A 25,208-nucleotide genomic window follows, 5' to 3' on the forward strand; every position below is an offset into this window, starting at 1 on the left:
GGCCGGCGCGGTAGAGGGTGAGGACACCGCGCTCACGCGGCGTGCGGCCGTGCGGCGGCGCCTCCCGCGGGGGTGAGCGCTGCGCTCGCGACCGGACGCGCGGTAACTATATGCAGATGTGTCCGCACTGGTGGCGATTGCGGCATTTCGGGGAGTTCGCGCGTCTCCTGTGCCGGTCGCGGCGAAGATCCGGTTTCCGGGAACCCGGGCCGCACGGGCGTTCCCGGAGGTAGCGTCCGCGATGAGGAAAGTGTTTTCCGCGGAGCGCGCGGCCCGTCGAGGGCCGGCATCCGTACCGGCCGGGCGCGCGGCGGGAGGCCGTACGCCGGGCCGATGACGACTTGGGGACCCATTGACCACGTATTCCGTTCTGATGCCCTTTGCGCCGAGCGAACCGGAGGAGATCCTGCCGTTCGCCGAGCTGGTCCACCGCAGCGGCGCGCACCGGCTGTGGCAGGGCCAGGCGCCGGCCAACGACCCGCATCAGACCTTCACGTTCGCGGCGGCGAGCGGCTTCCGGGTGCCGGTGGGCATCGGCGTCGCGCTGATGCCGTTCCGCCATCCGTACGATGCCGCGCTCCAGGCGGCCAACCTGGCGCAGACGATGGGGCAGCCGGTGACGGTCGGATACGGGCCCGGCGCCACCGACCTCCAGCGCGGCCTGCTCGGTGCGCCCTACGGCCGGCCGCTGGCCGCCGCCCGGGAGTACCTCACCGTCATGCGGGGCCTGCTGGAGAAGGGCTCCGCGGACCATGTGGGCGAGTACTACACCTGTCAGGCGCATCTGTGGCAGATACCGCGGCCGCCGGTCGAGATCGGCCTGGGTGTGCTGCGGCCGCGGATGGCGCGGCTGGCCGGCGAGGTGGCCGATGTCGCCATCACCTGGCTGACGCCGGCGTCCTATCTGCGCACGGTGGTCATCCCGCAGCTGCGGGCCGGCGCCGAGGCGGCCGGCCGGCCGATGCCGCGGCTGGTGGCGATGGTGCCGCTCGCCCTGGCCGGACCGGGCCGCGACGGGGCGGAGTTCGCGCTGGAGAGCAACGAGGGCCATATGCGGCTGCCGCACTACGCGGACATGCTGCGCCGGTCCGGCATCGATCTGGACATGGCCGCGCCTCGGCGCAGCGCCGAGGCGGTCATCGACGGCGGCGCCTTCCTGTACGGCGAACGGGAGCGGGTGGTCGATCAGTTGCGCGCGTTCGAGGAGGCCGGGGTGGACGACGTCGTCCTGAACGTCACCGGTGTGTGGATGAAGGACGGTGCGCAGGGGGCGCTGGCGGAGCTGGAGACGGTCCTGGACACCCTGGGATGAGCGCCCGTGGGCGGATGCCGTCACGACGTTGTCGCGGTTGCTGAGGAGTGGGGGATCACGTGCGGTTGTACAGGCACATGGACGTGGCGCTCGTACGGGCCGCCGCCTATCCGGAGGGCCGGGAGCTGCCGCCCTGGCCGGATCTGGGCGACGGGGCCGGGGTGGCGCAGTGGCGGGACTGGCTGCGGGAGGTGTGGGCGTGCGACGGCGTGGCCCGGGCCGTCGAGGTGGCGAGTCCGGCCCTGGCGCGCCGGGTGCGCGCGGTGTGCGAGGGCCAGGTGCAGCAGACCCGCCGGGTGCGGCGGGCGGTGGAGTCCCTCGTGCGCTATCTGCTGCGGATGGAGCACCGCGCGACGCCGTTCGGGCTGTTCGCCGGGATCGCGCCGGCCGCTGTCGGCGAGGGTCCGCGGGTGCGCTGGGGTCCGGATCATCTCGCCGTCGTCCGGGCCGATTCGGTCTGGCTGGCCGATGTCGTCGGCCGTTTGGAGGCGTCCCGCGAGCTGTTGCACCGGCTGCCGGTCGTCGCCGACCCCACGGCCGTCGTCCGGGGCGGGAAGCTGGTGGTGCCCTGTCAGCAGCCGCGGCACGACGCGGGGGTGGGCGCGACCGAGGTGAGCATGCGGCACACGCCCGCCGTGGCGGCGGTGCTGCGGTCGGCCCGTACCCCCGTCGTGCTCGGCGAGGTGGCGGGCGAACTGGCCGCGGAGTACCCGAAGGTGCCGGCCGAGGTGATCGACGGGCTGCTGGCGGAGCTGGTGGCGCGGCGGGTGCTGCTGACCGCTCTGCGGGCGCCGATGACGGTGTCCGACGGGCTGGGGCATGTCCTGGACCGGCTGGCCGCGGCGGACGCCGGGGCGGTCGGGGATGTCGCGGACACCGTGGGCGCGTTGCGGGAGATCCACGCGGGCATCGAGCGGCACAACCGGGCCGCGCCGCAGGACCGGGCGGACATCAGGGCGGCCGTCGCCGCGCGGATGACCGCCCTGTCGGACGCCGTGGAGCAGCCCCTCTTCGTGGATCTGCGGCTCGACTGCGCGGTGCAGCTGCCCGAGGAGGTGGCGCTGGAGGCCGAGCGGGCGGCGACGGCGCTGGCCCGGCTCTCCCCGTTCCCCTCGGGGTCGGTGGCCTGGCAGGAGTACCACACCGCCTTTCTGGAGCGGTACGGCATCGGGGCGCTGGTGCCGGTGCGCGAACTCACCGATCCCGACGCGGGCCTGGGCCTGCCCGCCGGGTACCAGGGCTCCCTTCTGGAGCGGCCGGAGACCGCGCCGTCCGCCCGCGAGGAACGGCTGCTGGCGCTGGCCCAGCGGGCGGTCTTCGACGGCGCCGTGGAGATCGTGCTCGACGACGGGATGCTCGACGCCCTGGCACCGGCGGAGCCGGTCCGGGTGCCCGCGCACGCCGAGCTCTACCTCCAGCTGCGGGCGAGGGGCCAAGAGGCCCTGGCCCAGGGCGACTTCGAGCTGGCCGTGGGCAATATGTCGCCGGCCGCGGGCTCCACCGCGGGGCGCTTCCTCCATCTCTTCGACGAGGCCGACCGGGACCGGCTGAGCGCGGCCTACGCGGCCGTGCCGACCCTGGAACCCGATGCGCAGCCCGCCCAGGTCTCCAGCCCTCCCCTGCTGGTGCGCACCGAGAACCTCGGCCGGGCGCCCGCGGTGCTGCCCCTGGTCATCCCGCTGGCCGAGCACGGCGACGGCGAGCGGGCGCTGCCGCTGGAGGACCTGGCCGTGGGCGGCGATCACCACCGGCTGTACGTGGTGTCGCTGTCGACCGGCCGGATCGTGGAGCCGACCGTGCTGAACTCCGTGGAGTTCACGCTGTTCACCCACCCGCTGGCGCGGTTCCTGTGCGAGGTCCCCCGGGCGCGGGCGGCCGCGCTCGCCCCGTTCGTCTGGGGTGCCGCCCGTCATCTGCCGTTCCTGCCCCGGGTCCGCTACGGGCGGACGGTGCTGGCCGCCGCCCGCTGGACGCTGGACGCGGCCGACCTCGCGGGGCCGCGGGCCGCGGAGGAGGTCTGGGACAAGAGCCTGGCGGACTGGCGGCGGCGGTTCCGGCTGCCGGAGGCGGTCTACCTCGGTGGCGACGACCGGCGGCTGCGGCTGGATCTGGCCGAGCGGGCGCACCGGCAGCTGCTGCGGGCGGAGGTGACGCGCGACGGGCAGGCCACGCTGCACGAGGCGCCGGACGCCGGGGAGTTCGGGTGGCTGGGCGGCCGGGCCAACGAGATCAGCATGCCGCTCGCCGCCCACCAGGAGCGGTCGCTGCCGCCCGTACCGCAGCGCTCGACGCCGGCCGTGGCGACCGGGCGCGACCACGGTCAGCTGCCGGGCGCGGGCGAATGGGCGTATCTGAAGCTGTACGGGCATCCGGCGCGGCAGGCCGAGATCCTCACCGCGCATCTGCCGCGGCTGTGGGAGGGCTGGGAGACGCCGCCCGAGTGGTTCTTCGTGGGATACCGCGATCCGCGCCCGCATCTGCGGCTGCGCTTCCGGGTGCCCGGGGGCGAGGCCGCCGACGGGGTGTGGGGCCGGGCCGGCGCCTGGGCGGCCGGGCTGCGCCGGCTCGGGCTGGTGAGCCAGGTGCAGTGGGACACGTATTTCCCGGAGACGGGACGCTACGGGCGGGGCGCGGCGATGGCGGCCGCGGAGGCGGTGTTCGCCGCCGATTCGGCCGCGGTGGTGGCGCAGTGGCGGCTGGCCGCGGGCCGCGGCGGGCCGCGGGCGCAGGCGCTGACCGCGGCGAGCCTGGTGGATCTGGCGGTGTCGCTCACCGGGGACACCGAGGGCGGGATGCGCCGGCTGGTGGCGTATGTCGCGAAGGGCTCGGGTCCGGCGCCGGACCGGGCGCTGCACGACGAGACCCTGCAACTGGCGCGTCCGGACGACGGTTTCGCCGCGCTGGGTGCGCTGCCGGGCGGTGCCGAGACGGTCGAGGCGTGGCGCAGGCGCGGCGCGGCGCTGGCCGGCTATCGGGAGCGCCTGGCGGAAGGGGGCGGGCGGGAACCGCTGCACGTACTGCCCTCCCTGCTGCACATGCACCATGTCCGCGCGGCGGGCCTGGACGAGGACGCCGAGCGGGCCGCGCTGCGGCTGGCACGGGCCGCGGCGCTGTCGTGGATCGCGCGGCGGGAGGCCGGGGCATGAACCACTGAACCATTGGCCAAAGGTTAGTTCGCGGCGCATCTTCGCAACCCATGGCAACGCCTCGCCTTCTTCGGCGAGGCGTTGCCGTCTTTTTACCCGCGAAGCCGGTGAAGCGGAATCCAGTATTCTCATCAATGCGACGCATTTCCACTCAGGACACCCCTTGTACCTTCCTCCAAAATATGCCTCCGTAATACTCCCGTAACTTGTACATTGCGAACCATTTACAGAACTCGCCGAGATCATGTTGGCTAAGCGATGTCAGGCCGGAGCGATCGGAACGGAGGTTCTGTGGAGACTGCCGACTCCGTTTCCGGAGCGACCGAAAAGTATTTCCTTCGTCAGGACTCTGCATTCTTCGAGACTCCGGACGGCGTTTTTCTGAGAGGCGCGCAAGGGGATGCCTTCCTCAAGGGGAAGGCCGTGTACCGGTGGCTGGTCGCACTGGCCCCGCGCCTTTCGGCCGGCTGCGGTCTGGACGAGCTCTGCGAGGGACTCGACGCGCAGCGCCGCGACATGGTCGGGCGGCTGGTGGCCCGCCTCGGCGAGGCCGGGTTCGTCACCGTGCGCCGGGCCGAGCCGGACGACCTCCTCCCCGAGGCCGTGACGCGGCGCTTCGGCGAGCAGATCGCCTTCCTCACCCACGACGGGGAGTTCCCCCTGGCGCGGTTCCGCCGCTGGCGGGACGCCCGGGTGCTGGTGGTCGGGCGCGGTCCGGCGGCGGTGACCGCGGTGCGGTCGCTGCTGCGCAACGGGGCGCGGGAGGTTTCCGTGGGCCTGCGCGGGCCATGGGCCACCGGTACGACGGCCGGGCGATCGGCCGCCGGTACGGCCGCCGGGCCGTGGGACGGCGATCTGGCCGAACTCCAGGACGCCGGGACACCGGCCCGCCTGGTGACATTCCGCGCCGATTCGGCGGAATCCGTGGCGCGGGCGCTGGCGGAACGGCCGGCCGACGCGGTCATCCTCACACCGGAGGAAACGGACCGCGAATTCCGTGAACTGCTTTTTTCCCGCGCATACGAATCCGGTTCCGCATTTGTCACCGCCGGAATATCCGGCGACCATCTCGTCAAGGGTCCGCTGGTTCCGGCACGGGGCACCGCATGCTGGGCGTGTGCGGAATTGCGGCTGCCACGGAATGAAAACCGGGAAGAAATACCCGGGACATCCGGCCGTATCGAGAGCGACCGGCTTTATCCGGCGGTGCTCGCCGCGGCCGGCAGCGAATTGGCGCTGGAGGTCTTCCGGCACCTCGCGGCCACCGGGCCGTCCGGGCTGGAGCGGGCCGTGGTGGTCCAGGACCCGCTGACCCTGGCGGCCCGCCGGGAGCCGCTGCCCGCCCATCCCCGGTGCCCGGTCTGCGCCCCGCCGCCCACCGTCCCCGAGGCGCAGGCAGGCCTGCTGGCGCTCGCCGAGGGACGGCTCGACCTTCCGGGCGAGGCGGCCGACCGCTATGAGCGCTACGCGGAGCTGCCGGCCGAAACGACCGGGGCGCTGACCCGCTTCGAGGACGGATCGGTGCCCCAGACCGCGGTCAAGGTGGGGGTGGTGCGCACCGCCGCACCGGCATCGGCCCTCATCGCGGGCTTCGACGCCGATTCGCTCGCCGAGGCCCGGTGCGCCGCCGTCGAACGGGCCGCACGGCGGGCCGCGGCGGCCGATCCGGCCCCGTTCGCGACGGTCACCGCGACCGCCAAGGAACTCGGGGACGGCCCCGCGGAGGTCGTGACCGCGGACCGGCTCGCCGCCGCGCACGGCGGCACGGGCAGCCGCACGGGCGACGACGACGCCGAGCCGGTGTGCTGGACCCCGGCCGTCTCCCTGCTGGACCGGCGTCCGGTGTGGGTGCCCGCGGCGGCGGTGACCGGGGCGCCAGGGGCCCCCGCGCCGTCGGCCCTGGCGGGCTACGGCGCCGGGTCCGCCGTCGCCGAACTGGCCCTGGACGGAGTGCTGTCGGCGCTGCTGCACGAGCGGGTGCGGGAGTGGCGCGAGGGCGGAGCGGCCGCCGAGGACCTGCCGGTACCGCAGGCGGCCACGGAGTCCGGACTGACGGTGCTGCCGGGCCTGGCCCGCTCCGGTGCGCTGACGCTCGCCGAACTGCCCGGCGCGGGACCCGCGCGCGTGGTGGTGGCCCGCCACACCACGTCCGACGGCGGCCTCCAGGTGGTCGCGGCGGGGGTGACCCGTGCCGCCGCCCTGCGCACCGCGCTGGTGGAGCTGGCCGGCCGACGGCAGTTCGGGGACGGCGGTGCGGGGCACGACGGCGGCCGGTCGCTGCTGTGCCCGCCGGACTGGCCGTCGCCGCAACCGGTGGCCGCCGCCCGGCGCCCCGACACGACGCCCGGACCCGACCCGCTGGCCCGGCTGCTGGCGGAGCTGCGCACCGCGGGCCGCGATGCGCTGCTGGTGGCGACGCCGCCCGCGGCACTGGGCGGCACCGAGGCACCCGTACGGGTGGGCCGCGTCCTGCTCACCCGCTGAGATTTCCCCGCGGGAGACCGCGGGGAGGCGCCGGAGCCCGCTCCGGTGGATGTTCCGTTCGCATACATATCGATAAGGAGCACATCATGAACAACCTGTCCGAGCTGGCCGTTCTGGACGTCGAGGACTTCGAGATCGAGGCGGTCTCCGTCGAGGTCGAGACCGCGGCGGCCCGTGGCTGTGCCAGCACCTCTTCCTGCTGCAACTGCAGCACCACCCCGGAGCTGTCCGCCTGACGCTACGTCAGCTGACCGCCTGACCGCGGTGGCGGGCCCCGCCCGCCACCGCGGTACCTCCCTCCCAGAGCCCCGCGGAGAGCCCCATGCACGTCGTCACGCTCCCTACGGAGACCGCGCCGGCCGCCGCTCAGGACGCGCTCGCCCAGGCGCTGCGCCCCCTCCTCGCCGCGTCGCCCGCGCCCGGCGCACCCGACGCCACCGTGGAGATCGGGACCCTGGGCCTGCTCCCCGCACCGGCGGACGCCGCACCGCGCGGCGGACGGCCCACGGGCGACGGCGCGGTCGTCCTTCCCGTCCGCCTGCACCGCGACACCGCCCTCGTCGGCCCCTTGCACACCGACGCCGACAGCCCCGGTCCGTGCGCGCTGTGCCTGGAGCGGCGCTGGATCCGGCTGCGCCCGCTGAAGGAGCGGATCGCGCTGGAGACCGGCACCGGACAGTACGTCACCGGCCCCGGGCACACCGGCCCCTACGAATGGGGCGCGCCCGCCGTCGCCGCGGCCCTGCACGCCCTGGCCCGCAGCGCCCCCGACGCCCGCGCCGGCGCCTCCGCCGCACCGGCCACCGTGCTGGAAGTCGGCCTGGTCGACGGTCTGGTGACGGCTCATCACCTGCTGGCCGACCCGCAGTGCCCGCGCTGCGGCGGCGCCCGCCCCGACGTGCCGCCCGCCCTCACCGGCTTCCCCGCCGCGCGGCCGCGCCGGCCCGGCGGCGGCGCCCGGCTGCGGAGCTGGCGCTCGTACGGGATCCCGAAGAACGCGCTGATCAACCCGGTGTGTGGGGCGCTCGGTTTCACCGTCTTCCACGACATGGCGAGCCCGGTCACCGAATCCGTGGGCGGCACGCTGCGGCTCGGCGGGGAGCGCACCGGCGGCAGCGGACTGTACGAGACGACCTGGGCCGGGCACACCGACACCTACGACCAGAGCGAGATGGTGGCCCTGTTCGAGGGCCTGGAGCGCTATGCGGGACAGCGGCCGTGGGGCCGCGGACCGGCGCTGCGGATGTCCCTCGACGAACTGGCCGAGCAGTCGCTGCCCGCGCTCGACCCGCGCGGCGGGCTCCTCTACGACGACGACTTCTACGCCCGGCACCGGGAAACCTTCCGCCCGTTTAGGCCCGATGAGCGGGTGGACTGGGTCTGGGGGCACTCCCTGGTGCGGGACGCGCCGGTACTCGTACCGCAGCAGCTCGTCTACTACGGCCCCCGGCGGCGCGGCGCCTCCCTGCTGTCGAGCAATTCCAACGGCTGCGCGACGGGCAGCTGCCTGGAGGAGGCCGCGCTGTTCGGGCTGCTGGAACTGATCGAGCGCGATGCGTTCCTGCTCGCCTGGTACGGCGCCGAACGGCTGCCCGAGATCGACCTGGACAGCGCCACCGGCACCCCCGCGCTCGCGGCGATGCGGGACAAGATCGAGGGACTGGGCTACACGATCCGGCTCTTCGACATGCGGATCGACCTGCCGGTGCCGGCCGTGCTGTGCCTGGCCGGCCTGGAGGAACCCGGCCTGGGCAACATCTCGCTGTCGGCCGGGGCGGCGCTGTCCGCCGAGGACGCGGTGGCCTCGGCGCTGCGCGAGGTCGCGGCGCAGCTGCACCGCCAGCGCACCACCGTGCGCGAGCGGCAGGACGAGGCGCGCGCCATGGCCGCCGACTACCGCCTGGTGCGCGAGCTGGAGGACCACGAACTGCTCTACGGGCTGCCGGAGATGGCGGCGCAGGTGCCGTTCGCCGGCCCGCCCGGCGCTCCCGCGGCACCGCTCCACGAGGCCTTCGCCGACTGGCGGGAGCGCGGTCCGCGCCCCGCAGATCTGCTGGACGACCTCAGGGAATGCGTACGGCTGGTCGGCGCGGTGAGCGAGGACGTCATCGTGGTCGACCAGACCTGCCCCGAGCAGCGGGCCTGCGGGCTGCACACCGCGGCCGTCGTCGCCCCCGGGCTCGTCCCCATCGACTTCGGCTGGGAGCAGCAGCGCGCCCTGCACCACCCGCGGCTGCGGACCGCGTCCTGGCGGGCCGGGCGGCGCGCGGCGCCGCTGGCGGACGCGGACGTCCACCGTCATCCGCACCCCTTCCCGTGACCGCCCGGAGCGAGAGCGCCAGACGATGAACACCGACGCCGCACGCGTGACCCTCGACTACCTCGACGCCGTCCACCGGCGTGCGCAGGACCCGCTGGAGCCGCCCGGCTTCACCCCCGACTGGGCGGACCGGCCCCTTCCGCACACCCACCACCCGGGCGCGGAACGCCTTCCGCTGCCCTTCCCCGCGGAACTCGCGCAGCCGGTTCCCCAGGGGCCGCTGGGGATCGATGCTCTGGCGGCCGACCTCCAGGCGGCCCTCGGCATCGCCGCCCGGCGCTACCAGGTCGACTGGAACGCCGACCTCGCCGACCGGGCCGCGCCGCACACCGTCCGCTGGGGCCGGGGCACCCCGTCGGGCGGCGCCGCCTACCCGGTCGAGGTGTACTGGGCGGCGGGTCCCTCGGCGCCGGTGCCCGGCGGCGTCTTCCACTACGCCTCGGGGCTGCACGCCATGGAACGGCTGTCCGCGGGGGACCCGACCGCCGCCGTGCACGCCGCGCTGGGCCCCGGCGCGGCCGACCTGGGGGACCAGTTCCTGCTGTGCACCGTGCGGCCGTGGAAGAACGCGTTCAAGTACCACAACCTCTCCTATCACCTGGCGACGCTGGACCTGGGCGCGTTCACCGCCTCCTGGGAACTGCTCGGCGACGACCGCGGGCTCCCCTACCGGCAGCGGGTGTGGTTCGACCAGGACGCGCTGAACGGGCTGCTGGGGCTGGAGCCGGACGCGGAGGCCGTCCATGCGGTGCTCCCCCTGCGGTGGCGGGCGGGCGAACCGCCGGCGGCACCGGGCGCCCCGGTCGCGGTCCGGCCGCCGCATCACGAACGGTCTTCCGCGGTACGGGACTTCGCGCTGGCGCGGGATGTGCAGCGGGCGACGGCGACGGGCCCGGCGACCGCTCCGCGGGCCGTCCCCCGCGCCGAGGAGCCGCTGTCGCCCGGCGCCCTGGCGCTGCCCCGCGGGCGCGACGCCCGCCCGGCGGGCCGCGCCGCCGCCACCCTCGCCCGGCGCTCCTCCGCGTCGGGACGCTTCGACGCCTCCCGGCCGCTGGAGCAGGACGCGCTGGCGGCGGTCCTGCGGGCCACCGCACCGGGTGACCGCACCGCCCACGACGGGGACGAGCCCGCCGCGCCGACCGGGCTGAGCGTGGTCGTGCGCCGGGTGCGGGGCCTCGCCCCCGGGGTGTACGGCTATCACGCCGGCGGCCACGCCCTCGTCCCCGTCCCCGGTGACGGCCTGGCCGCCGTCACCGAAGAGCTCTACGGCCTCGACAACTACTCCGTCGGCCAGGCCCCGGCCCTGCTCGTCCTGCACTGGCACCCCCGCGAGACGGTCACCGCGTACGGTCCCCGCGCCTACCGGGCGGCGAACATCGAGGCGGGCGCCGCCGCGCAGCGGGCGCATCTGGCGGCCACCGCGCTGGACCTGGCCTCCGGCATCGTCCTGGGCATGGATGCCGTCCCGCTGGACGCGGCGCTGGGGCTGACCGAGCAGGGCCGGCACAGCCAGGTGTATGTGTTCCTCGGCGCTCACCGGCCGGGCGCGGCGGCCCTCGACGGCCGGCTGCGCTGAACACCCGGGCCCCGCCCGATCTCTGTTGCCCCCTCAATCCTGATCCGACTCCACCTCATCCGACTCATCCGACTCGATCCTCATCCGACTCAGGAGCGTTCGTGAGTGCCCCCTCTGCCGCGTCCGGTGCGTATCTGCGCTTTCCCCATGTGCGCGGCGATCTGCTGACCTTCACGGCGGAGGACGACGTCTGGACGTGCCCGGCGTCGGGCGGCCGCGCCCGGCGGCTGAGCGCGGACCGGGTGCCGGTCAGCCATCCGCGGATCGGCCCGGACGGGGCATCGATCGCCTGGACCGCCACCCGCGACGGCGCCCCGGAGGTGTGGCTCGCGCCGGCGGACGGCGGCCCGGCCCGCCGCCTGACCTACTGGGGTGACCGGCGCACCCGGGTCGCGGGCTGGACGCCGGACGGCGACGTCCTGGTGATCACCGCCGCCGGGGAACCCAGCGCGCGCCGGCCGTGGGCCTGGCGGGTGCCGGTGGACGGGCGGGCGCCCGAGCGGCTGCCGTACGGGCCGGTCGGTGGCCTGGCGCCGGGGCCGGACGGTGCGGTGCTGCTCCAGACGCCGGTCTTCGTCGAGGCCGCCTACTGGAAGCGCTACCGGGGCGGCACCGCCGGACGGCTGTGGATCGATCCGGCCGGGTCCGGGGAGTTCACCCGGCTGCACCCCGCGGTCGACGGCAACCTCGAATGCCCGCTGTGGGTAGGCGACCGGGTCGCGTTCCTCTCCGACCACACGGGCCGCGGGCAGCTGTGGTCGAGCCTGCCCGACGGCGGCGACCTCCGCCGCCACACCGGGCACGACGGCTACGCCCGGCACGCCGCCACCGACGGCGCGGGGATCGTCTACCAGTGCGCCGGCGACCTGTGGCGGCTGCCGGACCTGTCCCCCGCCACCACACCCGAGCGCATCGCGGTGACGCTCGGCGGTCCCCGTACCGCGCTCGCCCCGCACCGCGTCCCGGCCGCCGGGAACCTGGGCGGCTTCGCCCCGGACCACACCGGGCGGGCCGCACTGGTCGAGATCCGCGGCGGCGTCCACCGGCTGCCGTACGACGACGGGCCGGTGCGCGCCCTCGGCGTCCGGCCGGGGGTACGCCGCCGCCTGCCGCGGGTCCTGGGCGACACCGGCAAGGTGGCCTGGGTGAGCGATGCGCCGGGCACCGAATGCCTGGAGATCACCGGGGACGCCCCGGGCGCCGCGCCGGTCCACATCGGCGCCGGCCGCTTCGTGCGCGTACTGGACCTGGCCGCCTCCCCCGACGGCACGACGCTCGCGGTGTCCGATCTCTACGGCGGTGTGCTGCTCGCCGATGTGGCGTCGGGCCGGGTCACCGAGATCGACCGGAGCGACTCCGGCGACATCAGCGGGCTCGTCTTCTCGCCGGACTCCGCCTGGCTGGCGTGGTCCCACCCCGGGCCCGAGCAGCTGCGACAGCTGCGGATGGCGCGCGTGCGCGAGGGATCCGTCATCGAGGCCACCCCGATGCGCTTTCGCGACTTCTCCCCCGCGTTCACCCATGACGGCCGCCATCTGGCCTTTCTCTCCGCCCGGGACTTCGCGCCCGTGCACCAGGCGCACGACTTCGGCATGGCCTTCGTCGGCGCGACCCGGCCCCATCTGATGCCGCTCACGGCGGCCGTACCGCTCCCCTTCGGCCCCGGTGCCGGGCCCGCACCGGCCGGCGTCACCGGCGGCGCCGAAGTCACCGTCGACACCGAGGGGCTGGCCGACCGGGCCACGGCCCTGCCCGTCGCCTCCGGTACCTACCGGACGCTGCGCGCCACCGCGCACGGTCTGCTGTGGATCCGCGACCCGCTCCCACCGCCCGCCGCGGCGGACGGGCAGGCGGTCCTGGAGGGCTGGGACCTCGCCGGGATGCGGAGCGTGGAACTGCGCACCGGCGTACGGGACTTCCAGGTCAGCGGCGACGGAACCCGCGTCGTGGCGCGGACGCACACCGACGCCCTGTGGGTGCACCCCGCCACCGGCGCGGGCGCCGCCACCGCCGTGGACACCGACCGCATCCGGGCCGTGGTCGACCCGGCGGCGGAATGGCGGCAGGTCTTCGAGGAGGACGCGCGGCTGCTGCGGGACGTCAGCGCCCGCACCGACCTGGAGCCCGCCCGCTGGGACGACGTGGTGGACCGCTACCGTCCCCTGCTCGCCCGCGTCGGCAGCTACGACGACTTCACCGACCTGCTGTGGGAGCTGCACGGCGAACTCGGCATGTCGCACACCAATGTCGCCCCGCGCCCCCGCGCGAGCGACCCGTCCGCGGCACAGGGCCACCTGGGCGCGGATCTGGTGCGCGGCGCGGACGGAGCCTGGCGCATCGCCCGCATCCCGCGCGGCGAGGTGTCGGCCGACGGCGCCCGGTCGCCGCTCGCGGCCCCGGGGGCCGGGGTGCGGCCGGGCGAGGTCCTGCTGGAGATCGACGGCGTCGCCGTCGCCCCGGACCCGGGCCCCGGCCCGCTGCTCACCGGCACGGCGGGCCGCAGGGTGGAACTGACGGTCCGTTCCCCCGACGGCGCCGTCCGCCGGGTGACGGTGACGCCGCTCGCGGAGGAGCGGACGCTGCGCTATCACGACGGGGTCGCCGCACGGCGGGACCACGTCACCGAGGCGTCCGGCGGCCGCCTCGGCTATCTCCACCTCCCCGACCTGACGACCGCCGGCTGGGCGCAGCTGCACCGCGATCTGCGGGCCGAGATCGTCCGCGACGGGCTGATCCTCGACATCCGGGAGAACGCCGGCGGCGAGATGTCGGAGAAGGTCCTCGAACTGCTCGGCCAGCGGGTGGCGGGCTGGCGGGTGGACCGCAGCGGCTTCGGCTACGCCTACCCCAATGTCGCGCCGCGCGGCCCCGTCGTCCTGGTGGCGGACGAGTTCACCGGCTCGGACGGCGACATCATGGTCTGGGCCGTGCGCCACCGGGGCATCGGCCCCGTCGTGGGCGCCCGGACCTGGGGCGGGTTCACCGCCATCGAATGGCAGCACTCCCTGATGGACGGCACCGGGCTGCTGCTGCCGCGCTTCGCCAGCTGGTTCGAGGGCCCCGGCTGGGACGCCGAGAACGTCGGCATCGCACCGGACACCGAAGTGCCCGTCCCGCCCCAGGACCACGTACGCGGCCGTGACCCGCAGCTGGACGAGGCGGTCCGGCAGGCGATGGAGCTGCTCGACCGGCGCCCGCCCGCCCGGGTGCCGCACTTCGGCCGGCAAGGAGAGAAGTGATGGTGCAGTACTCGGTCCTGGTCCCCTTCGTACCGCGCCGCCCGGAACAGCTGCTGCCGTACGCCGGGCTGGTCTCCTACACGCCGGCCGCGCGGCTGTGGCAGGCGCAGTCGATGCTGGTGGAGGCGCATCAGGGGTTCGCGTACGCGGCCGGCGCCGGCTTCCGGGTGCCGGTGGGGCTGGGGGTGACGCTGATGGGGCTGCGGCATCCGTACGAGGCCGCGCTGCAGGCCCGTTCGGTGGCGCTGACCACCGGTCACCCGGTCGTCGCCGGCTTCGGCCCGGGGCCCGCGGAATTCCAGGAGGCCGTACTGGAGCGGCCGTACCCGAAGCCGCTGCGGGCGGTGCGGGAGTATCTGACGGCGGTGCGCCGGCTGGTGGACGGGGAACTCGCGGTCGTCGACGGCGACTATGTCAGCTCGCGGGCGCTGCTGCCGCCGGTGCCCGCGCCCGCGGTGGAGGCGGGGCTGGGGGTGCTGCGGCCCGCGATGGCCCGCCTCGCGGGCGAACTTGCGGACCGGGCCATCACCTGGCTGACGCCCGCCGGCTATCTGCGGGACACGCTGGTGCCGGCGCTGCGCGAGGGTGCGGAGCGGGCCGGGCGGGCGGCGCCCAGGATCACGGCGATGGTGCCGATGGCGGTGGCGGGGGCGGACCGGGACCCGGTGCGGCTGGCGCTCGCCGCCAACCGGGCCCATCTCGCCGTCCCGCACTACATCGACATGCTCAACCGCGCCGGGGCCGGCATCACCCCGCAGGACGGGCCGGAGGCCAGGGCGGGCAAGCTCGTCGACTGCGGCGCCTTCCTGTACGGCTCGCCCGCCGGTCTGGCGGAGCGCTGCGCCGCCTACGCGGACGCCGGTGCGGACGAGATCGTCATCGCCGTGAACGGCGTCCACGGCGTCCACGGGCAGCGCACCGCGCTGACCGAGCTGGCCGCCCTGATCGAGGAGTTCACCGGCTGAGCCCGGCGGGCCGGACCGGCCCGCCGCTCAGCGCGCGCCCTGCGCCAGCCGCAGCAGGTGTTCGGCCAGGGCCTGCCCGCCCGCCGGGTCGCGGCTGATGAGCATCAGGGTGTCGTCGCCGGCGATGGTGCCGAGAATGTCGTGCAGTTCGGCCTGGTCGATGGCCGAGGCCAGGAACTGGGCGGCGCCGGGCGGGGTGCGCAGGACGACGAGGTTGGCGGAGGCCTCGGCGGAGATGAGGAGTTCGCCGGAGAGGCGGCGCATCCGCTCCTCCTTGGCGGACTCGCCCAGCGGGGCGCGCGGCTTGCGGTCGCCGCCCTCGCTGGGCACCGCGTAGATCAGCTCGCCGCCGGTGTTGCGGATCTTGACCGCGCCCAGTTCGTCCAGGTCGCGGGAGAGCGTCGCCTGGGTGACGGACAGGCCGTCGTCGGCGAGCAGCTTGGCGAGCTGGCTCTGGGAGCGGACCGGCTGCCGGTTGAGGATGTCCACGATCCGGCGGTGGCGGGCGGTGCGGGTCTGCGGTACGGCCGGTCCGCCGTTGTGCGACTCGGTCTCCTGCGGCTCGGTCATCGTTGTCGTCAGTCTCCGGATCGTTGTTCCCCGTCGGCCCCCTGGCGGGCCGTATTGAGGACGGCGGGCAGCTTCTGGAGCAACGTGTCCGCCTGCTCGTCGGAGACGATCAGCGGCGGGGCGAGCCGGATGACGTCCGGCGCGACCGCGTTCACCAGGAGGCCCGCGTCCTGAGCCGCCTGCTGCACCTGTGGCGCGAGGGACTCGGTCAAGACGATACCCAGGAGGAGGCCCGCGCCGCGGACCTGACGGACCAATGGGTGCCCCAGCGCCTCGATTCCGTCCCGCAGCCGCTCGCCGACGCGCTTGACGTCGTCGAGGATGCCGTCCTTCTCGATGGTGTCCAGGACGGCGAGGGCGCCGGCGCAGACGACCGGGTTGCCGCTGAAGGTGGAGCCGTGCGAGCCGGGGGTCAGGAGGTCGGCGGCGGGGCCGAAGGCGAGGGTGGCGCCGATGGGCAGGCCGCCGCCGAGGCCCTTGGCGAGGGTGATGATGTCCGCCTCGACGCCCTGTGCCTGGGACTCCAGCCAGTGGCCGGTGCGGCCGATGCCGGTCTGGATCTCGTCGAGGACGAGCAGGGTGCCGGTGGCGGCGGTGATCTCGCGGGCGGCCCGGAGGTAGCCGGGCGGCGGGACGATCACGCCGTTCTCGCCCTGGACGGGTTCGAGGATGACGAACGCGGTGTCGGTGGTGACCGCGGCGTGCAGGGCCTCGACGTCGCCGTAGGGGACGTGGTCGACGTCGCCGGGCAGCGGGACGAACGGGGCCTGCTTGGCGGGCTGGCCGGTGAGCGCGAGGGCGCCCATGGTGCGGCCGTGGAAGCCGCCGGCCGTGGAGACCATATGGGTGCGCCCGGTGAGCCGGCCGATCTTGAAGGCGGCTTCGTTGGCCTCGGCGCCGGAGTTGGAGAAGTAGACCCGGCCGGGGCGGCCGGCCAGCGCCAGCAGCCGTTCGGCCAGCGCCACGGTGGGCTCGGCGACGAAGAGGTTGGAGACATGGCCGAGGGTGGCGACCTGGTCGGAGACCGCACGGACCACGGCGGGGTGGGCGTGGCCCAGGGCGTTGACCGCGATACCGCCGACGAAGTCGAGGTACTCGTTGCCGTCGGCGTCCCACACCACGGCGCCCTCGCCGCGTACCAGCGGGATGCGCGGGGTGCCGAAGTTGTCCATCATGGCGCCCTGCCAGCGCCGGGTGAGGCCGGCGTTGTCCGCCGGGCCCCGGGTGTCTGCCGCCTCGCTCATGCCGATACCTCGCTGCGCTCGGCCTCGCACTCGCTCGGCGCGCACCTCTCGATGATTCGCTCGCTGCGCTCGCTCATGACTCCCCCTCGTTCGTGTGCGTGTTCGCGTCCGGCACGACCATCGTGCCGATTCCTTCGTCGGTGAAGATCTCCAGCAGGATGGAGTGCTGGACCCGTCCGTCGATGACCCGGGCGGTGTGCACGCCGTTGCGTACCGCGTGCAGACAGCCCTGCATCTTGGGGACCATGCCGCTGGCCAGGTCGGGCAGCAGCTTCTCCAGCTGGGTGGCGGTGAGGCGGGAGATCACCTCGTCGCTGTTCGGCCAGTCCTCGTAGAGGCCCTCGACGTCGGTGAGGACCATCAGGGTCTCGGCGCCGAGGGCGGCGGCCAGGGCGGCCGCGGCGGTGTCGGCGTTGACGTTGAAGACCCTCGACGCCGACGCCCCGGCGAGGGCGTCCGCCGCGTCGCTGCTCCGGGCGATGGAGGAGATGACCGGGATCCGGCCGTCGTCCAGCAGCGCCTGGACCGCGCCGGAGTCGATGGCGGTGATCTCGCCGACCCGGCCGATGTCCACCCGCTCGCCGTCGATGTCCGCGTAGTGCTTGGTCGCGGTCATGAGGTGGGCGTCCTCGCCGGTCATGCCGACGGCGAACGGACCGTGCTCGTTGAGCAGTCCGACGAGTTCGCGCTGGACCTGGCCGGCCAGCACCATCCGTACGACGTTCATCGCCTCGGGCGTGGTGACCCGCAGACCGCCCTTGAACTCCGACTCCAGGCCGAGCAGGTCCAGTTGGGCGCTGATCTGCGGACCGCCGCCGTGGACGACGACGGGGCGCAGGCCGGCGTGCCGCAGGAAGACCACGTCCTGGGCGAAGGCGCGCTTGAGCTCCTCGTCGACCATGGCGTTGCCGCCGAACTTGATGACGACGGTCTTGCCGTGGTGCCGGGTCAGCCAGGGCAGCGCCTCGATGAGGGTGCGGGCCTTGGGGAGCGCGGTGTGCTTGCGTGCACTCATGACGAGTACGCGCTGTTCTCGTGGACGTAGTCGGCGGTCAGGTCGTTGGCCCAGATGACCGCGGACTCGGTGCCGGCGGCGAGGTCGGCGGTGATCCGCACCTCGCGGTAGCGCATGTCGACCAGGTCGCGGTCCTCGCCGACCGAGCCGTTCTTGCAGACCCAGACGTCGTTGATGGCGACGTTGAGCTGGTCGGGCTCGAAGACGGCCGAGGTGGTGCCGATGGCGGAGAGCACCCGGCCCCAGTTGGGGTCCTCGCCGTGGATGGCGCACTTGAGGAGGTTGTTCCGGGCGATGGAGCGGCCGACCTCGACGGCGTCGTCCTCGCTCGCGGCGTTGATCACCTCGATGCGGATGTCCTTGCTGGCGCCCTCGGCGTCGCCGATGAGCTGGCGGGCGAGATCGTCGCAGACGGTGCGGACCGCCTCGGCGAACTCCCCGTACTGCGGGGTGTTCCCGGACGCGCCGGAGGCGAGCAGCAGCACGGTGTCGTTGGTGGACATACAGCCGTCGGAGTCGACCCGGTCGAAGGTGGTACGGGTCGCGGCCCGCAGCGCCTTGTCCAGGTCGGCGGCCGGCAGATCGGCGTCGGTGGTCAGTACGACGAGCATGGTGGCCAGGCCCGGCGCGAGCATGCCGGCGCCCTTGGCCATCCCGCCGACGGTCCAGCCGTCCCGGGTGACGACCGCGGTCTTGTGCACGCTGTCGGTGGTCTTGATGGCGATGGCGGCCTTCTCACCGCCGTGTTCGGTCAGTTCGGCCGCGGCCCGCTCGACGCCCGGCAGCAGCTTGTCCATCGGGAGCCGCAGGCCGATCAGCCCGGTGGAGGCGACCGCCACCTCGCCGGCGTTGTGGCCCGCCAGCACCTCGGCGACCTTCTCCGCGGTCGCATGGGTGTCCTGGAAGCCCAGCGGGCCCGTGCAGGCGTTGGCGCCACCGGAGTTGAGGATGACGGCGGAGACCCGGCCGCCCTTGAGGACCTGCTCGGACCAGACGACCGGCGCCGCCTTGACGCGGTTGGAGGTGAAGACGCCGGCGGCGGCCAGCCGCGGCCCGTTGTTCACCACGAGGGCGAGGTCCGGATTGCCGTTCTCCTTGATCCCGGCGGCGATGCCCGCCGCCGTGAATCCCTTGGCTGCCGTAACGCTCACTGTGTCTCCTTGTTCGCTTCTCCGCCCGCGCAGCGCAGCGGCGCGGCCATCGTCGTCGTCTGCGGTCCGGCGGCTGCGCGCACGACGCTCACGGCGCGACTCCGATCGTCGAAAGTCCGGTGGTCTCGTCGAGACCGAGGGCGATGTTCATGGCCTGGATGGCGCCGCCCGCGGTCCCCTTGGTGAGGTTGTCGATGGCGCAGATCGCGATGATCCGGCCGGCGGCGGCGTCCAGCGTCACCTGGAGGTGTGCGGCGTTGGAGCCGTGGACGGCGGCGGTGGCGGGCCACTGGCCCTCGGGCAGCAGCCGGACGAACGGCTCGTCGGCCAGCGCCTTCTCGTACACGGCCCGCACCGCGGCGGCGTCCACGCCGGGCCGGGCCTTGGCCGAGCAGGTGGCGAGGATGCCGCGGGGCATCGGCGCCAGGGTCGGGGTGAAGGAGACGCCGATGCGCCGGCCGGCCACCGCGCTGAGGTTCTGGATCATCTCGGGGGTGTGCCGGTGGCCGCCACCGACGCCGTACGGGCTCATCGAGCCCATGACCTCGGACCCCAGCAGATGCGGCTTGGCCGCCTTGCCCGCGCCGGAGGTGCCGGACGCCGCGACGACGACGGCCTCGGGCTCGGCGAGGTCGGCCTGGTAGGCGGGGAACAGGGCGAGCGAGACGGCGGTGGGGTAGCAGCCCGGGACCGCGATGCGCTTGGACCCCTGCAGCGCGGCGCGGGCCCCCGGCAGCTCCGGGAGACCGTACGGCCAGGTGCCCGCGTGGGCCGAGCCGTAGAACGCCTCCCAGTCGGCGGCGTCCGTCAGCCGGAAGTCGGCACCGCAGTCGACGACAAGCACGTCGGGCCCGAGCTGCTCGGCGACCGCCGCGGACTGGCCGTGCGGCAGCGCCAGGAAGACGACATCGTGTCCGGCCAGCACCTCGGCGGAGGTGGGCTGCACCTCCCGGTCGGCGAGCGGGAGCAGATGCGGCTGCAGGGAACCCAGGCGCTGGCCCGCGTTGGAGTGTCCGGTCACCGCGCCGATCTCGACCTCGGGGTGCGCCAGAAGCAGGCGCAGGACTTCACCCCCCGCGTATCCGCTCGCTCCGGCCACTGCTGCTCGTACCGTCATGGACCCTCCTCATCGATGGCATGACTATACGGATTGCAGCAGTTTTATGCAATGGCGTGGCGCCCGGCGCGGGGTCGTACGCACACCGCGACCGCCGCCCCGCACCGAGGGCGGCGGGACCTGCTGCCCCCATGGCGGCATCGCCGCCGCGCTTCCCCGGCGGCGATGCCCGCCGCGGCTCAGGCGCGCTGCGGAACGTCGTCCTTGAGGGAGGAGCGGATCTGCTCGCGCAGCTCCGGGCCGTCCGTGTGGCCGTGGACGGATACGGCGTGCTCGCTGGCGGCGCGGACCACTTCCTCCTCCTCGCCGGCGATGACCAGGGTGCAGTGCATCTCGCTCGGGTGATCCCGGCAGTCGACCCTCTTCCGCATGGCGCACCTCCTCCCCCCAGTGTCGGTCCGGAATGTCGCGAATGGCAGTACCCGGATCGGCCCGTCGTATACGGGGAATCCCGTATGGCGCGGGGCCCGCGTCCCTGATGGAGTGGGGGTGTACAAGGAGGTGAGGGCATGGCCACGTCCGCGTCCGCAGGCGTCACCCCCGGTTCCGCGCCGCCCAAGGAGCGCCGCGGCACGGAGCGCACGGACGAGGACCGGATCGCGCAGTTCCTGGAGCGGGTGATCATCGACGGCGGGGCCGCGGTGGCGGGCCTGTGCACCTCCCTCGGTGACCGGCTCGGCCTGTACACGGCCATGGCCGGGGCCGGACCGCTCACCTCCGCCCGGCTCGCCGACCGCACCGGCCTGGCCGAGCGCTACGTACGCGAATGGCTGGCCGCCCAGGTCGCCGGCGAGTACGTGACGTACGCACCCGGGACCGACACCTACGAGCTGCCGGACGCGCACGCCGCCGTCCTGGCGGACCCCGATTCACCCCACTACGCGGCGGGCTTCTTCACCATGCTGCAGGCCGTCTACGCCACCGAGGACGCCCTCATGGACGCCTTTCGCACCGGCGAGGGCGTGGGCTGGCAGGAGCACGGACCGGCCCTGTTCGCGGGCACCGCGAAGTTCTTCCGGCCCGGCTATGCGGCCTCGCTCGTCCCCGAGTGGCTGGCGTCGCTGGACGGCATGGTGGACAAGCTGGAGCGGGGCGCGCGGGTCGCGGACATCGGGTGCGGCTACGGCTACTCGACGATGCTGATGGCCCAGGCCTTCCCCGCCTCGCAGTTCTACGGCTTCGACTTCCACCGGCCCTCCGTCCGGGCGGCCCGCGGCATCGTGGCCGAGCGGGGACTGGCGGACCGGGTGCGCTTCGATGTCGCGACCGCCCAGGACTTCCCGGGCAAGAACTTCGACCTGATCACTTTCTTCGACTGCCTGCACGACATCGGCGACCCCGGCGGCGCGCTCCGCCGCGCCGAACAGGCGCTGGCCGACGACGGCATCTGCATGATCGTGGAGCCGAACGGCTCGGCCGACGTCCAGGAGAACGCCACCCCCATCGGCCGGGCGCTGACCGCCGCCTCGGTCGCCGTGTGCCTGCCGTCCGCGCTGGCCCAGCACGGTCCCCAGGCACTGGGAAATCACGCGGGAGAGGAGGCGATGCGGACCATCGCCGCCGACGCCGGGCTGCGCCGCTGGAAGCTGGCGGCCGAGAGCCCGGTCAACCGCGTCTACGCCGTCGGCCGCTAACCGCGGCCGACGCCCCCGGCCGGTCTTCCCCCGGCCGGCCGGGCGGCAATCCCCGGTGACCGAGGACCGGTGACCGTGGACCGGTGGCCGAAGACCGGCGGCCGAAGACCGGTGACCGAAGACCGGTGACCGAAGACCGGTGACCGAAGATCTGCGGCGGAAGATCCGAGCGGCCGTCCCGCCAAGGGCCGAACGGCACCTTGACGCTGCCCCCGCGCGCTGTCCACGCTGGATCCATGAGCGCGGCCGCGGAGGCCGGCCTGCGACGCATCTTCGCCGTCGTGGACCTCCTGATCGATGCCGTCGACGAGGAATCCCTCGTTCCGGCACTGCTCCCCCTGCTGCTCGGCGCCGTACCGGGCGACAGCATCGTCTGGACGCCCCGGCCCGCACCGGCGGGCCGTCCGCTGACCTTGCCCGCGGACCTGCTCGCGCCGGAGGCGTGGGCGGCCTTCGCCCGCGACGCGCCGGCCGATCCGCTGGTCGCTCACACCACCTTCGGGACCGGAGCCCCGCTGCGCCGCTCGACGCTCCAGACCGACCGCGAGTACCACGCGCTGGCCGCCTACGCGGACGTCTACCGGCCGGTCGGCGCCGAGCGGCAGCTCGCGATGGCCTTCCCCGGCGGCTATGTGAACGGGGTGCCGCGCAGCATCTGCCTGGCCGTCAACCGCAGCGGCAGCGACTTCACCGACCACGACGTGTTCGCCGCGACCCTGCTGCGCACCCGTCTCGGGCACGTCCTGAACCGCCTCGCCCCGCCGTCGCCCGCGCCCGCCCCGGGCCTGGTCACCCGCCGCGAGTCCGCCGTGCTCGCCCTGCTCGCCCACGGCCTGACCAACCAGCAGATAGCCCGCCGCCTGGCGATCAGCCCCCGCACCGTCGACAAACACCTGGAGCACGCCTACGCCAAGCTCCGCGTCGGCAGCCGTGTGGAGGCCGCAAACGCCTGGCTGACCAGGGGCGATTCGGCGCAGTTGGCGTCGTAGGGCGGGCCCCGGCGCGGTTGTCACCGGGGCGGCGCACCCGGCAGCCGATGAGTTTCCGGCGCCGCCGGCGTCCGCCTTCCGTACACCGATCCGGGGCGCCGCGGCGCCGGGCGGCAGGAGGCCCGCCGCCAGGTCGGGATCACGGCCGGCGACGAGGTCGCCTTCACGCAGCATCAACCTGATGACCGGGACGAAGGCGGACGGCTTCGAGGTGCGGCTGTGGAGCCGGGCGACCGTCGGCCTGCGCAAGACCGACGGCGTCTGGAAGATCACGCATACGCACGGCTCGGTGCCGTTCCTGATGGACGGGTCGGGGCCGACGGCGCTCGATCCGACGCCGTAGTGGTGCCGTCGGCGCCGTCCCTGCCCCTCGCGTCAGCCCCGGCCGCTCCGGGGCCGGCGCAGATAGGCGACGACGCCCCAGCCGAGCGCGCCGGCCAGCAGCACGCCGCCGAGCACCGTGACACCGGTGCCGACCGCGGAGCCGCCGCCGAGACCGGTGTCCGCACCGCCCCTGGGGACGGCCTGGCCGGGCCCGGCGTCCGGACCGGCGTCGGCGGCGGCCTGGGGGCCGGTCTCGCCGGGCGACTCGGCGCCGGTGTCGGCTCCGGCGTCCGCCCTGCCGTCGGCGGAGACCGTCAGGGTGCCGGTGAAGGTGAGGCGAGCCCTGCCGGGTGCGTCGGGGCCGGGTGCGCCGGGGCCGTGGTCGCCGCGGTCGTGCCCGGCGGCGCCGTCGCCGCGCGCCCCGCGCTCCGTATCGCCCTGGGTCGTGAGGTCGTCGCCCCTGCCGTCGCCGCAGCTGACGGTGACGGTGTACGCGCCCGGCGGGACGGACCGCGGGACCGTGGCGGTGCCGCCGACCTGGTCGCGCAGCTCGGACAGCTTCAGCTTCGGAATGTCCGCGCCCTCGAAGGTGGCCTCGCCCGATCCTCCGGTGCAGTTGCCGCCGTCGAGGACGGAGAACTCACCGCCGGGCGCCACCGGGTCGGGCTGGACGACCACCTGGTTCGCGTCGTCGGCGGCGGTGGCGACGCCGGAGCCGCCCAGCGCGAGGGCCGCCGTCACGGCACCGGCCACGCGCAGGCGGCGGAACGGGCGGTGGGCGGAGCGGCGGACGGCGTATGTGTACATATCCCGAGCGAAGCGTCCCCGCTCACCGCGCGCACGTCGGTGGCGGGCCCGGCTGGGCTTTCCGGGTGGACTTTCGCGAGTGCGGGCCGTGAGCCGGGCACCCGGCTCACGCCTCCAGGGCCAGGCTCCAGCTGCCGGCGCGCCCGGCCAGGGTGGTCACCGACAGCGGCTGGACGTCGATCCGCCAGTACGTGTGCGGCGGCGCCTGGAGCGCGTAGACCAGGGCGGCGCGGACCACCCCGGGCTCGGCGACCGCCACCGGTCCGGCGCCCTCACCGGCGGGCCGGGTGTCCAGCCAGTTGCCGACCCGGGTGATGAAGGCCAGCAGCGACTCGCCGCCGTGCGGCGCGGACCGCGGGTCGGCGAGCCATCGGTCCACGGCTTGCGGTTCGGCGGCGGCCACCTCGCCTAGGGTGCGGCCGCGCCAGCGCCCCATGTCGCAGTCGCGCAGGGCCGGTTGGGCGAGCGGGGTGAGGCCGAGGACCTCACCGGTCTCGCGGCAGCGCGCGGACGGGGAGCAGTAGCGCAGCTCGGCGGCGGCGAGCCGGCACAGGGCGGGGGCGGCGCGCTCGGCATCGTGCCATCCGGCGGCGTCGAGCGGGCGGTCGTCGTCGAACCGGGTCTCGAGCAGCGCGGAGCTGCGGGCGGCGGCAAGCAGCTTGAGGCGAACGTGCATTCGCCGATGGTATGAGCCCCGGCGTCCCGGGTGGCCGGTTTGCGCGCGGCGCGATGAATCCGGCGGCCGGCGCGCGGCCGCCCGTCCCCCCGGCCGGTCAGATGGGGAGCGGCCCGGGATCGATCAGCCCCATCGTCATCCACTGCTCCGGCGACACCAGGCTCCGGAAGCCGATCTTCTCGTACACGCCGTGCGCGTCCTTGGTGGCGAGCGTGATGTGCGCCAGGCCGCAGGGCGTCAGATGCTCGGCGACGGCCTCTATCAGGGCGGTGCCCAGGCCCTTGCCGCGGTCGTCGCGGGCGACGTAGACATCGCAGAGCCAGGCGAAGGTGGCGTGGTCGGTGACCACCCGGGCGTAGGCGACCTGGCGCCCCGAACCGGCCTCGTACAGGCCGAAGTTGAGCGAACCGGCGACGGCCCGGTCGTGCCGCTCGCGGGTGAGGCCCACGGCCCAGTAGGCGTCGGTGGACAGCCAGTGGTGGACCAGGTCCCGGTCCAGGCGGGCCGGGTCGGTGGAGATGTCGTAGCCGTCGAGCGCTTCATCGGTCATGCGGGGAGGTTCCCAGAAGCGCGGTGACGGCGTCGAACCGGAATCCGGACGGACAGCGGATCCCCCGGCCGCTTGCTCGGCGGATCCCC

General features: G+C 74.6%; 20 protein-coding genes. 11 read left to right on the forward strand and 9 right to left on the reverse strand.

Features of this window, described 5'->3' with window-relative positions:
- Positions 1-373 precede the first annotated feature (373 nt).
- The 8 genes from AC5677_RS07810 (at position 374) to AC5677_RS07845 (ending at position 15,042) form a co-directional block, all read left to right on the forward strand.
- Complete coding sequence (locus AC5677_RS07810; protein WP_497194277.1) at positions 374-1,312, forward strand: LLM class flavin-dependent oxidoreductase; 939 nt, start codon at positions 374-376, stop codon at positions 1,310-1,312.
- A 59-nt stretch (positions 1,313-1,371) separates the two neighbouring features.
- Positions 1,372-4,458 (forward strand): lantibiotic dehydratase, encoded by a 3,087-nt coding sequence (locus AC5677_RS07815; protein ID WP_497194278.1) that lies wholly within the window; start codon positions 1,372-1,374, stop codon positions 4,456-4,458.
- Positions 4,459-4,881: 423 nt separating this feature from the next.
- Positions 4,882-6,942: a TOMM precursor leader peptide-binding protein gene (locus AC5677_RS07820; RefSeq protein WP_497194279.1), complete on the forward strand. Its 2,061-nt coding sequence runs from the start codon at positions 4,882-4,884 to the stop codon at positions 6,940-6,942.
- A gap of 86 nt (positions 6,943-7,028) precedes the next feature.
- Complete coding sequence (locus tag AC5677_RS07825) at positions 7,029-7,178, forward strand: thiazolylpeptide-type bacteriocin (RefSeq protein ID WP_403504570.1); 150 nt, start codon at positions 7,029-7,031, stop codon at positions 7,176-7,178.
- An 86-nt stretch (positions 7,179-7,264) separates the two neighbouring features.
- A complete protein-coding gene (locus AC5677_RS07830) occupies positions 7,265-9,262 on the forward strand; it encodes a TOMM precursor leader peptide-binding protein (protein ID WP_497194280.1) in 1,998 nt (665 codons plus the stop codon).
- 25 nt (positions 9,263-9,287) lie between these two features.
- Entirely contained in the window at positions 9,288-10,838 is a 1,551-nt protein-coding gene (locus AC5677_RS07835) for a nitroreductase family protein (protein ID WP_497194281.1), read from the forward strand.
- A gap of 101 nt (positions 10,839-10,939) precedes the next feature.
- A complete protein-coding gene (locus tag AC5677_RS07840; RefSeq protein WP_497194282.1) occupies positions 10,940-14,077 on the forward strand; it encodes a S41 family peptidase in 3,138 nt (1,045 codons plus the stop codon).
- Entirely contained in the window at positions 14,077-15,042 is a 966-nt protein-coding gene (locus tag AC5677_RS07845) for an LLM class flavin-dependent oxidoreductase (protein WP_497194283.1), read from the forward strand. Before AC5677_RS07840 ends, AC5677_RS07845 begins: the two co-directional genes overlap by 1 nt.
- A gap of 27 nt (positions 15,043-15,069) precedes the next feature.
- Here AC5677_RS07845 and AC5677_RS07850 read toward each other — a convergent pair whose 3' ends face one another.
- The 6 genes from AC5677_RS07850 to AC5677_RS07875 all read right to left on the reverse strand — a co-directional run bounded on the left by AC5677_RS07850 (position 15,070) and on the right by AC5677_RS07875 (position 20,510).
- Complete coding sequence (locus tag AC5677_RS07850; protein ID WP_497194284.1) at positions 15,070-15,612, reverse strand: arginine repressor; 543 nt, start codon at positions 15,610-15,612, stop codon at positions 15,070-15,072.
- Positions 15,613-15,620: 8 nt separating this feature from the next.
- Positions 15,621-16,856 (reverse strand): acetylornithine transaminase, encoded by a 1,236-nt coding sequence (locus AC5677_RS07855; RefSeq protein ID WP_497194285.1) that lies wholly within the window; start codon positions 16,854-16,856, stop codon positions 15,621-15,623.
- A 73-nt stretch (positions 16,857-16,929) separates the two neighbouring features.
- Positions 16,930-17,871 (reverse strand): acetylglutamate kinase, encoded by a 942-nt coding sequence (gene argB, locus AC5677_RS07860; RefSeq protein WP_497194286.1) that lies wholly within the window; start codon positions 17,869-17,871, stop codon positions 16,930-16,932.
- Complete coding sequence (argJ, locus tag AC5677_RS07865; RefSeq protein ID WP_497194287.1) at positions 17,868-19,022, reverse strand: bifunctional glutamate N-acetyltransferase/amino-acid acetyltransferase ArgJ; 1,155 nt, start codon at positions 19,020-19,022, stop codon at positions 17,868-17,870. Before argJ ends, argB begins: the two co-directional genes overlap by 4 nt.
- Before the next feature lie 88 nt (positions 19,023-19,110).
- A complete protein-coding gene (gene argC, locus AC5677_RS07870; protein ID WP_497194288.1) occupies positions 19,111-20,139 on the reverse strand; it encodes an N-acetyl-gamma-glutamyl-phosphate reductase in 1,029 nt (342 codons plus the stop codon).
- A 179-nt stretch (positions 20,140-20,318) separates the two neighbouring features.
- Positions 20,319-20,510 carry a DUF1059 domain-containing protein gene (locus AC5677_RS07875; protein ID WP_497194289.1) on the reverse strand — a complete coding sequence of 64 codons (192 nt, stop codon included), beginning with the start codon at positions 20,508-20,510 and terminating at the stop codon, positions 20,319-20,321.
- A gap of 138 nt (positions 20,511-20,648) precedes the next feature.
- Between AC5677_RS07875 and AC5677_RS07880 the strand changes: the two genes are divergently transcribed.
- The 3 genes from AC5677_RS07880 to AC5677_RS07890 all read left to right on the forward strand — a co-directional run bounded on the left by AC5677_RS07880 (position 20,649) and on the right by AC5677_RS07890 (position 23,105).
- Positions 20,649-21,773: a class I SAM-dependent methyltransferase gene (locus AC5677_RS07880; RefSeq protein WP_497194290.1), complete on the forward strand. Its 1,125-nt coding sequence runs from the start codon at positions 20,649-20,651 to the stop codon at positions 21,771-21,773.
- Positions 21,774-22,009: 236 nt separating this feature from the next.
- Positions 22,010-22,762: a helix-turn-helix transcriptional regulator gene (locus AC5677_RS07885; protein WP_497194291.1), complete on the forward strand. Its 753-nt coding sequence runs from the start codon at positions 22,010-22,012 to the stop codon at positions 22,760-22,762.
- Between the two features lie 181 nt (positions 22,763-22,943).
- Positions 22,944-23,105, forward strand: a complete 162-nt coding sequence (locus AC5677_RS07890; RefSeq protein ID WP_497194292.1) for a nuclear transport factor 2 family protein — start codon at positions 22,944-22,946, stop codon at positions 23,103-23,105.
- A 32-nt stretch (positions 23,106-23,137) separates the two neighbouring features.
- Here AC5677_RS07890 and AC5677_RS07895 read toward each other — a convergent pair whose 3' ends face one another.
- The 3 genes from AC5677_RS07895 to AC5677_RS07905 all read right to left on the reverse strand — a co-directional run bounded on the left by AC5677_RS07895 (position 23,138) and on the right by AC5677_RS07905 (position 25,119).
- Positions 23,138-23,893 (reverse strand): hypothetical protein, encoded by a 756-nt coding sequence (locus AC5677_RS07895; RefSeq protein ID WP_497194293.1) that lies wholly within the window; start codon positions 23,891-23,893, stop codon positions 23,138-23,140.
- 106 nt (positions 23,894-23,999) lie between these two features.
- Complete coding sequence (locus AC5677_RS07900; RefSeq protein ID WP_497194294.1) at positions 24,000-24,569, reverse strand: histidine phosphatase family protein; 570 nt, start codon at positions 24,567-24,569, stop codon at positions 24,000-24,002.
- Between the two features lie 97 nt (positions 24,570-24,666).
- Complete coding sequence (locus AC5677_RS07905; protein WP_497194295.1) at positions 24,667-25,119, reverse strand: GNAT family N-acetyltransferase; 453 nt, start codon at positions 25,117-25,119, stop codon at positions 24,667-24,669.
- Positions 25,120-25,208 lie beyond the last annotated feature (89 nt).

Source organism: Streptomyces sp. JLSY215 (assembly GCF_059682825.1).

Bases quoted from the DNA above. Each gene is read 5' to 3' on its own strand.
- AC5677_RS07845 (WP_497194283.1), top strand. From the start codon at position 14,077: ATGGTGCAGTACTCGGTCCTGGTCCCCTTCGTACCGCGCCGCCCGGAA.
- AC5677_RS07835 (WP_497194281.1), top strand. From the start codon at position 9,288: ATGAACACCGACGCCGCACGCGTGACCCTCGACTACCTCGACGCCGTC.
- AC5677_RS07875 (WP_497194289.1), bottom strand. From the start codon at position 20,510: ATGCGGAAGAGGGTCGACTGCCGGGATCACCCGAGCGAGATGCACTGC.
- AC5677_RS07825 (WP_403504570.1), top strand. From the start codon at position 7,029: ATGAACAACCTGTCCGAGCTGGCCGTTCTGGACGTCGAGGACTTCGAG.
- AC5677_RS07895 (WP_497194293.1), bottom strand. From the start codon at position 23,893: ATGTACACATACGCCGTCCGCCGCTCCGCCCACCGCCCGTTCCGCCGC.
- AC5677_RS07855 (WP_497194285.1), bottom strand. From the start codon at position 16,856: ATGAGCGAGGCGGCAGACACCCGGGGCCCGGCGGACAACGCCGGCCTC.
- AC5677_RS07890 (WP_497194292.1), top strand. From the start codon at position 22,944: ATGACCGGGACGAAGGCGGACGGCTTCGAGGTGCGGCTGTGGAGCCGG.
- AC5677_RS07830 (WP_497194280.1), top strand. From the start codon at position 7,265: ATGCACGTCGTCACGCTCCCTACGGAGACCGCGCCGGCCGCCGCTCAG.
- AC5677_RS07850 (WP_497194284.1), bottom strand. From the start codon at position 15,612: ATGACCGAGCCGCAGGAGACCGAGTCGCACAACGGCGGACCGGCCGTA.
- AC5677_RS07900 (WP_497194294.1), bottom strand. From the start codon at position 24,569: ATGCACGTTCGCCTCAAGCTGCTTGCCGCCGCCCGCAGCTCCGCGCTG.
- AC5677_RS07885 (WP_497194291.1), top strand. From the start codon at position 22,010: ATGAGCGCGGCCGCGGAGGCCGGCCTGCGACGCATCTTCGCCGTCGTG.
- AC5677_RS07880 (WP_497194290.1), top strand. From the start codon at position 20,649: ATGGCCACGTCCGCGTCCGCAGGCGTCACCCCCGGTTCCGCGCCGCCC.
- argC (WP_497194288.1), bottom strand. From the start codon at position 20,139: ATGACGGTACGAGCAGCAGTGGCCGGAGCGAGCGGATACGCGGGGGGT.
- AC5677_RS07905 (WP_497194295.1), bottom strand. From the start codon at position 25,119: ATGACCGATGAAGCGCTCGACGGCTACGACATCTCCACCGACCCGGCC.
- argB (WP_497194286.1), bottom strand. From the start codon at position 17,871: ATGAGTGCACGCAAGCACACCGCGCTCCCCAAGGCCCGCACCCTCATC.
- AC5677_RS07810 (WP_497194277.1), top strand. From the start codon at position 374: ATGCCCTTTGCGCCGAGCGAACCGGAGGAGATCCTGCCGTTCGCCGAG.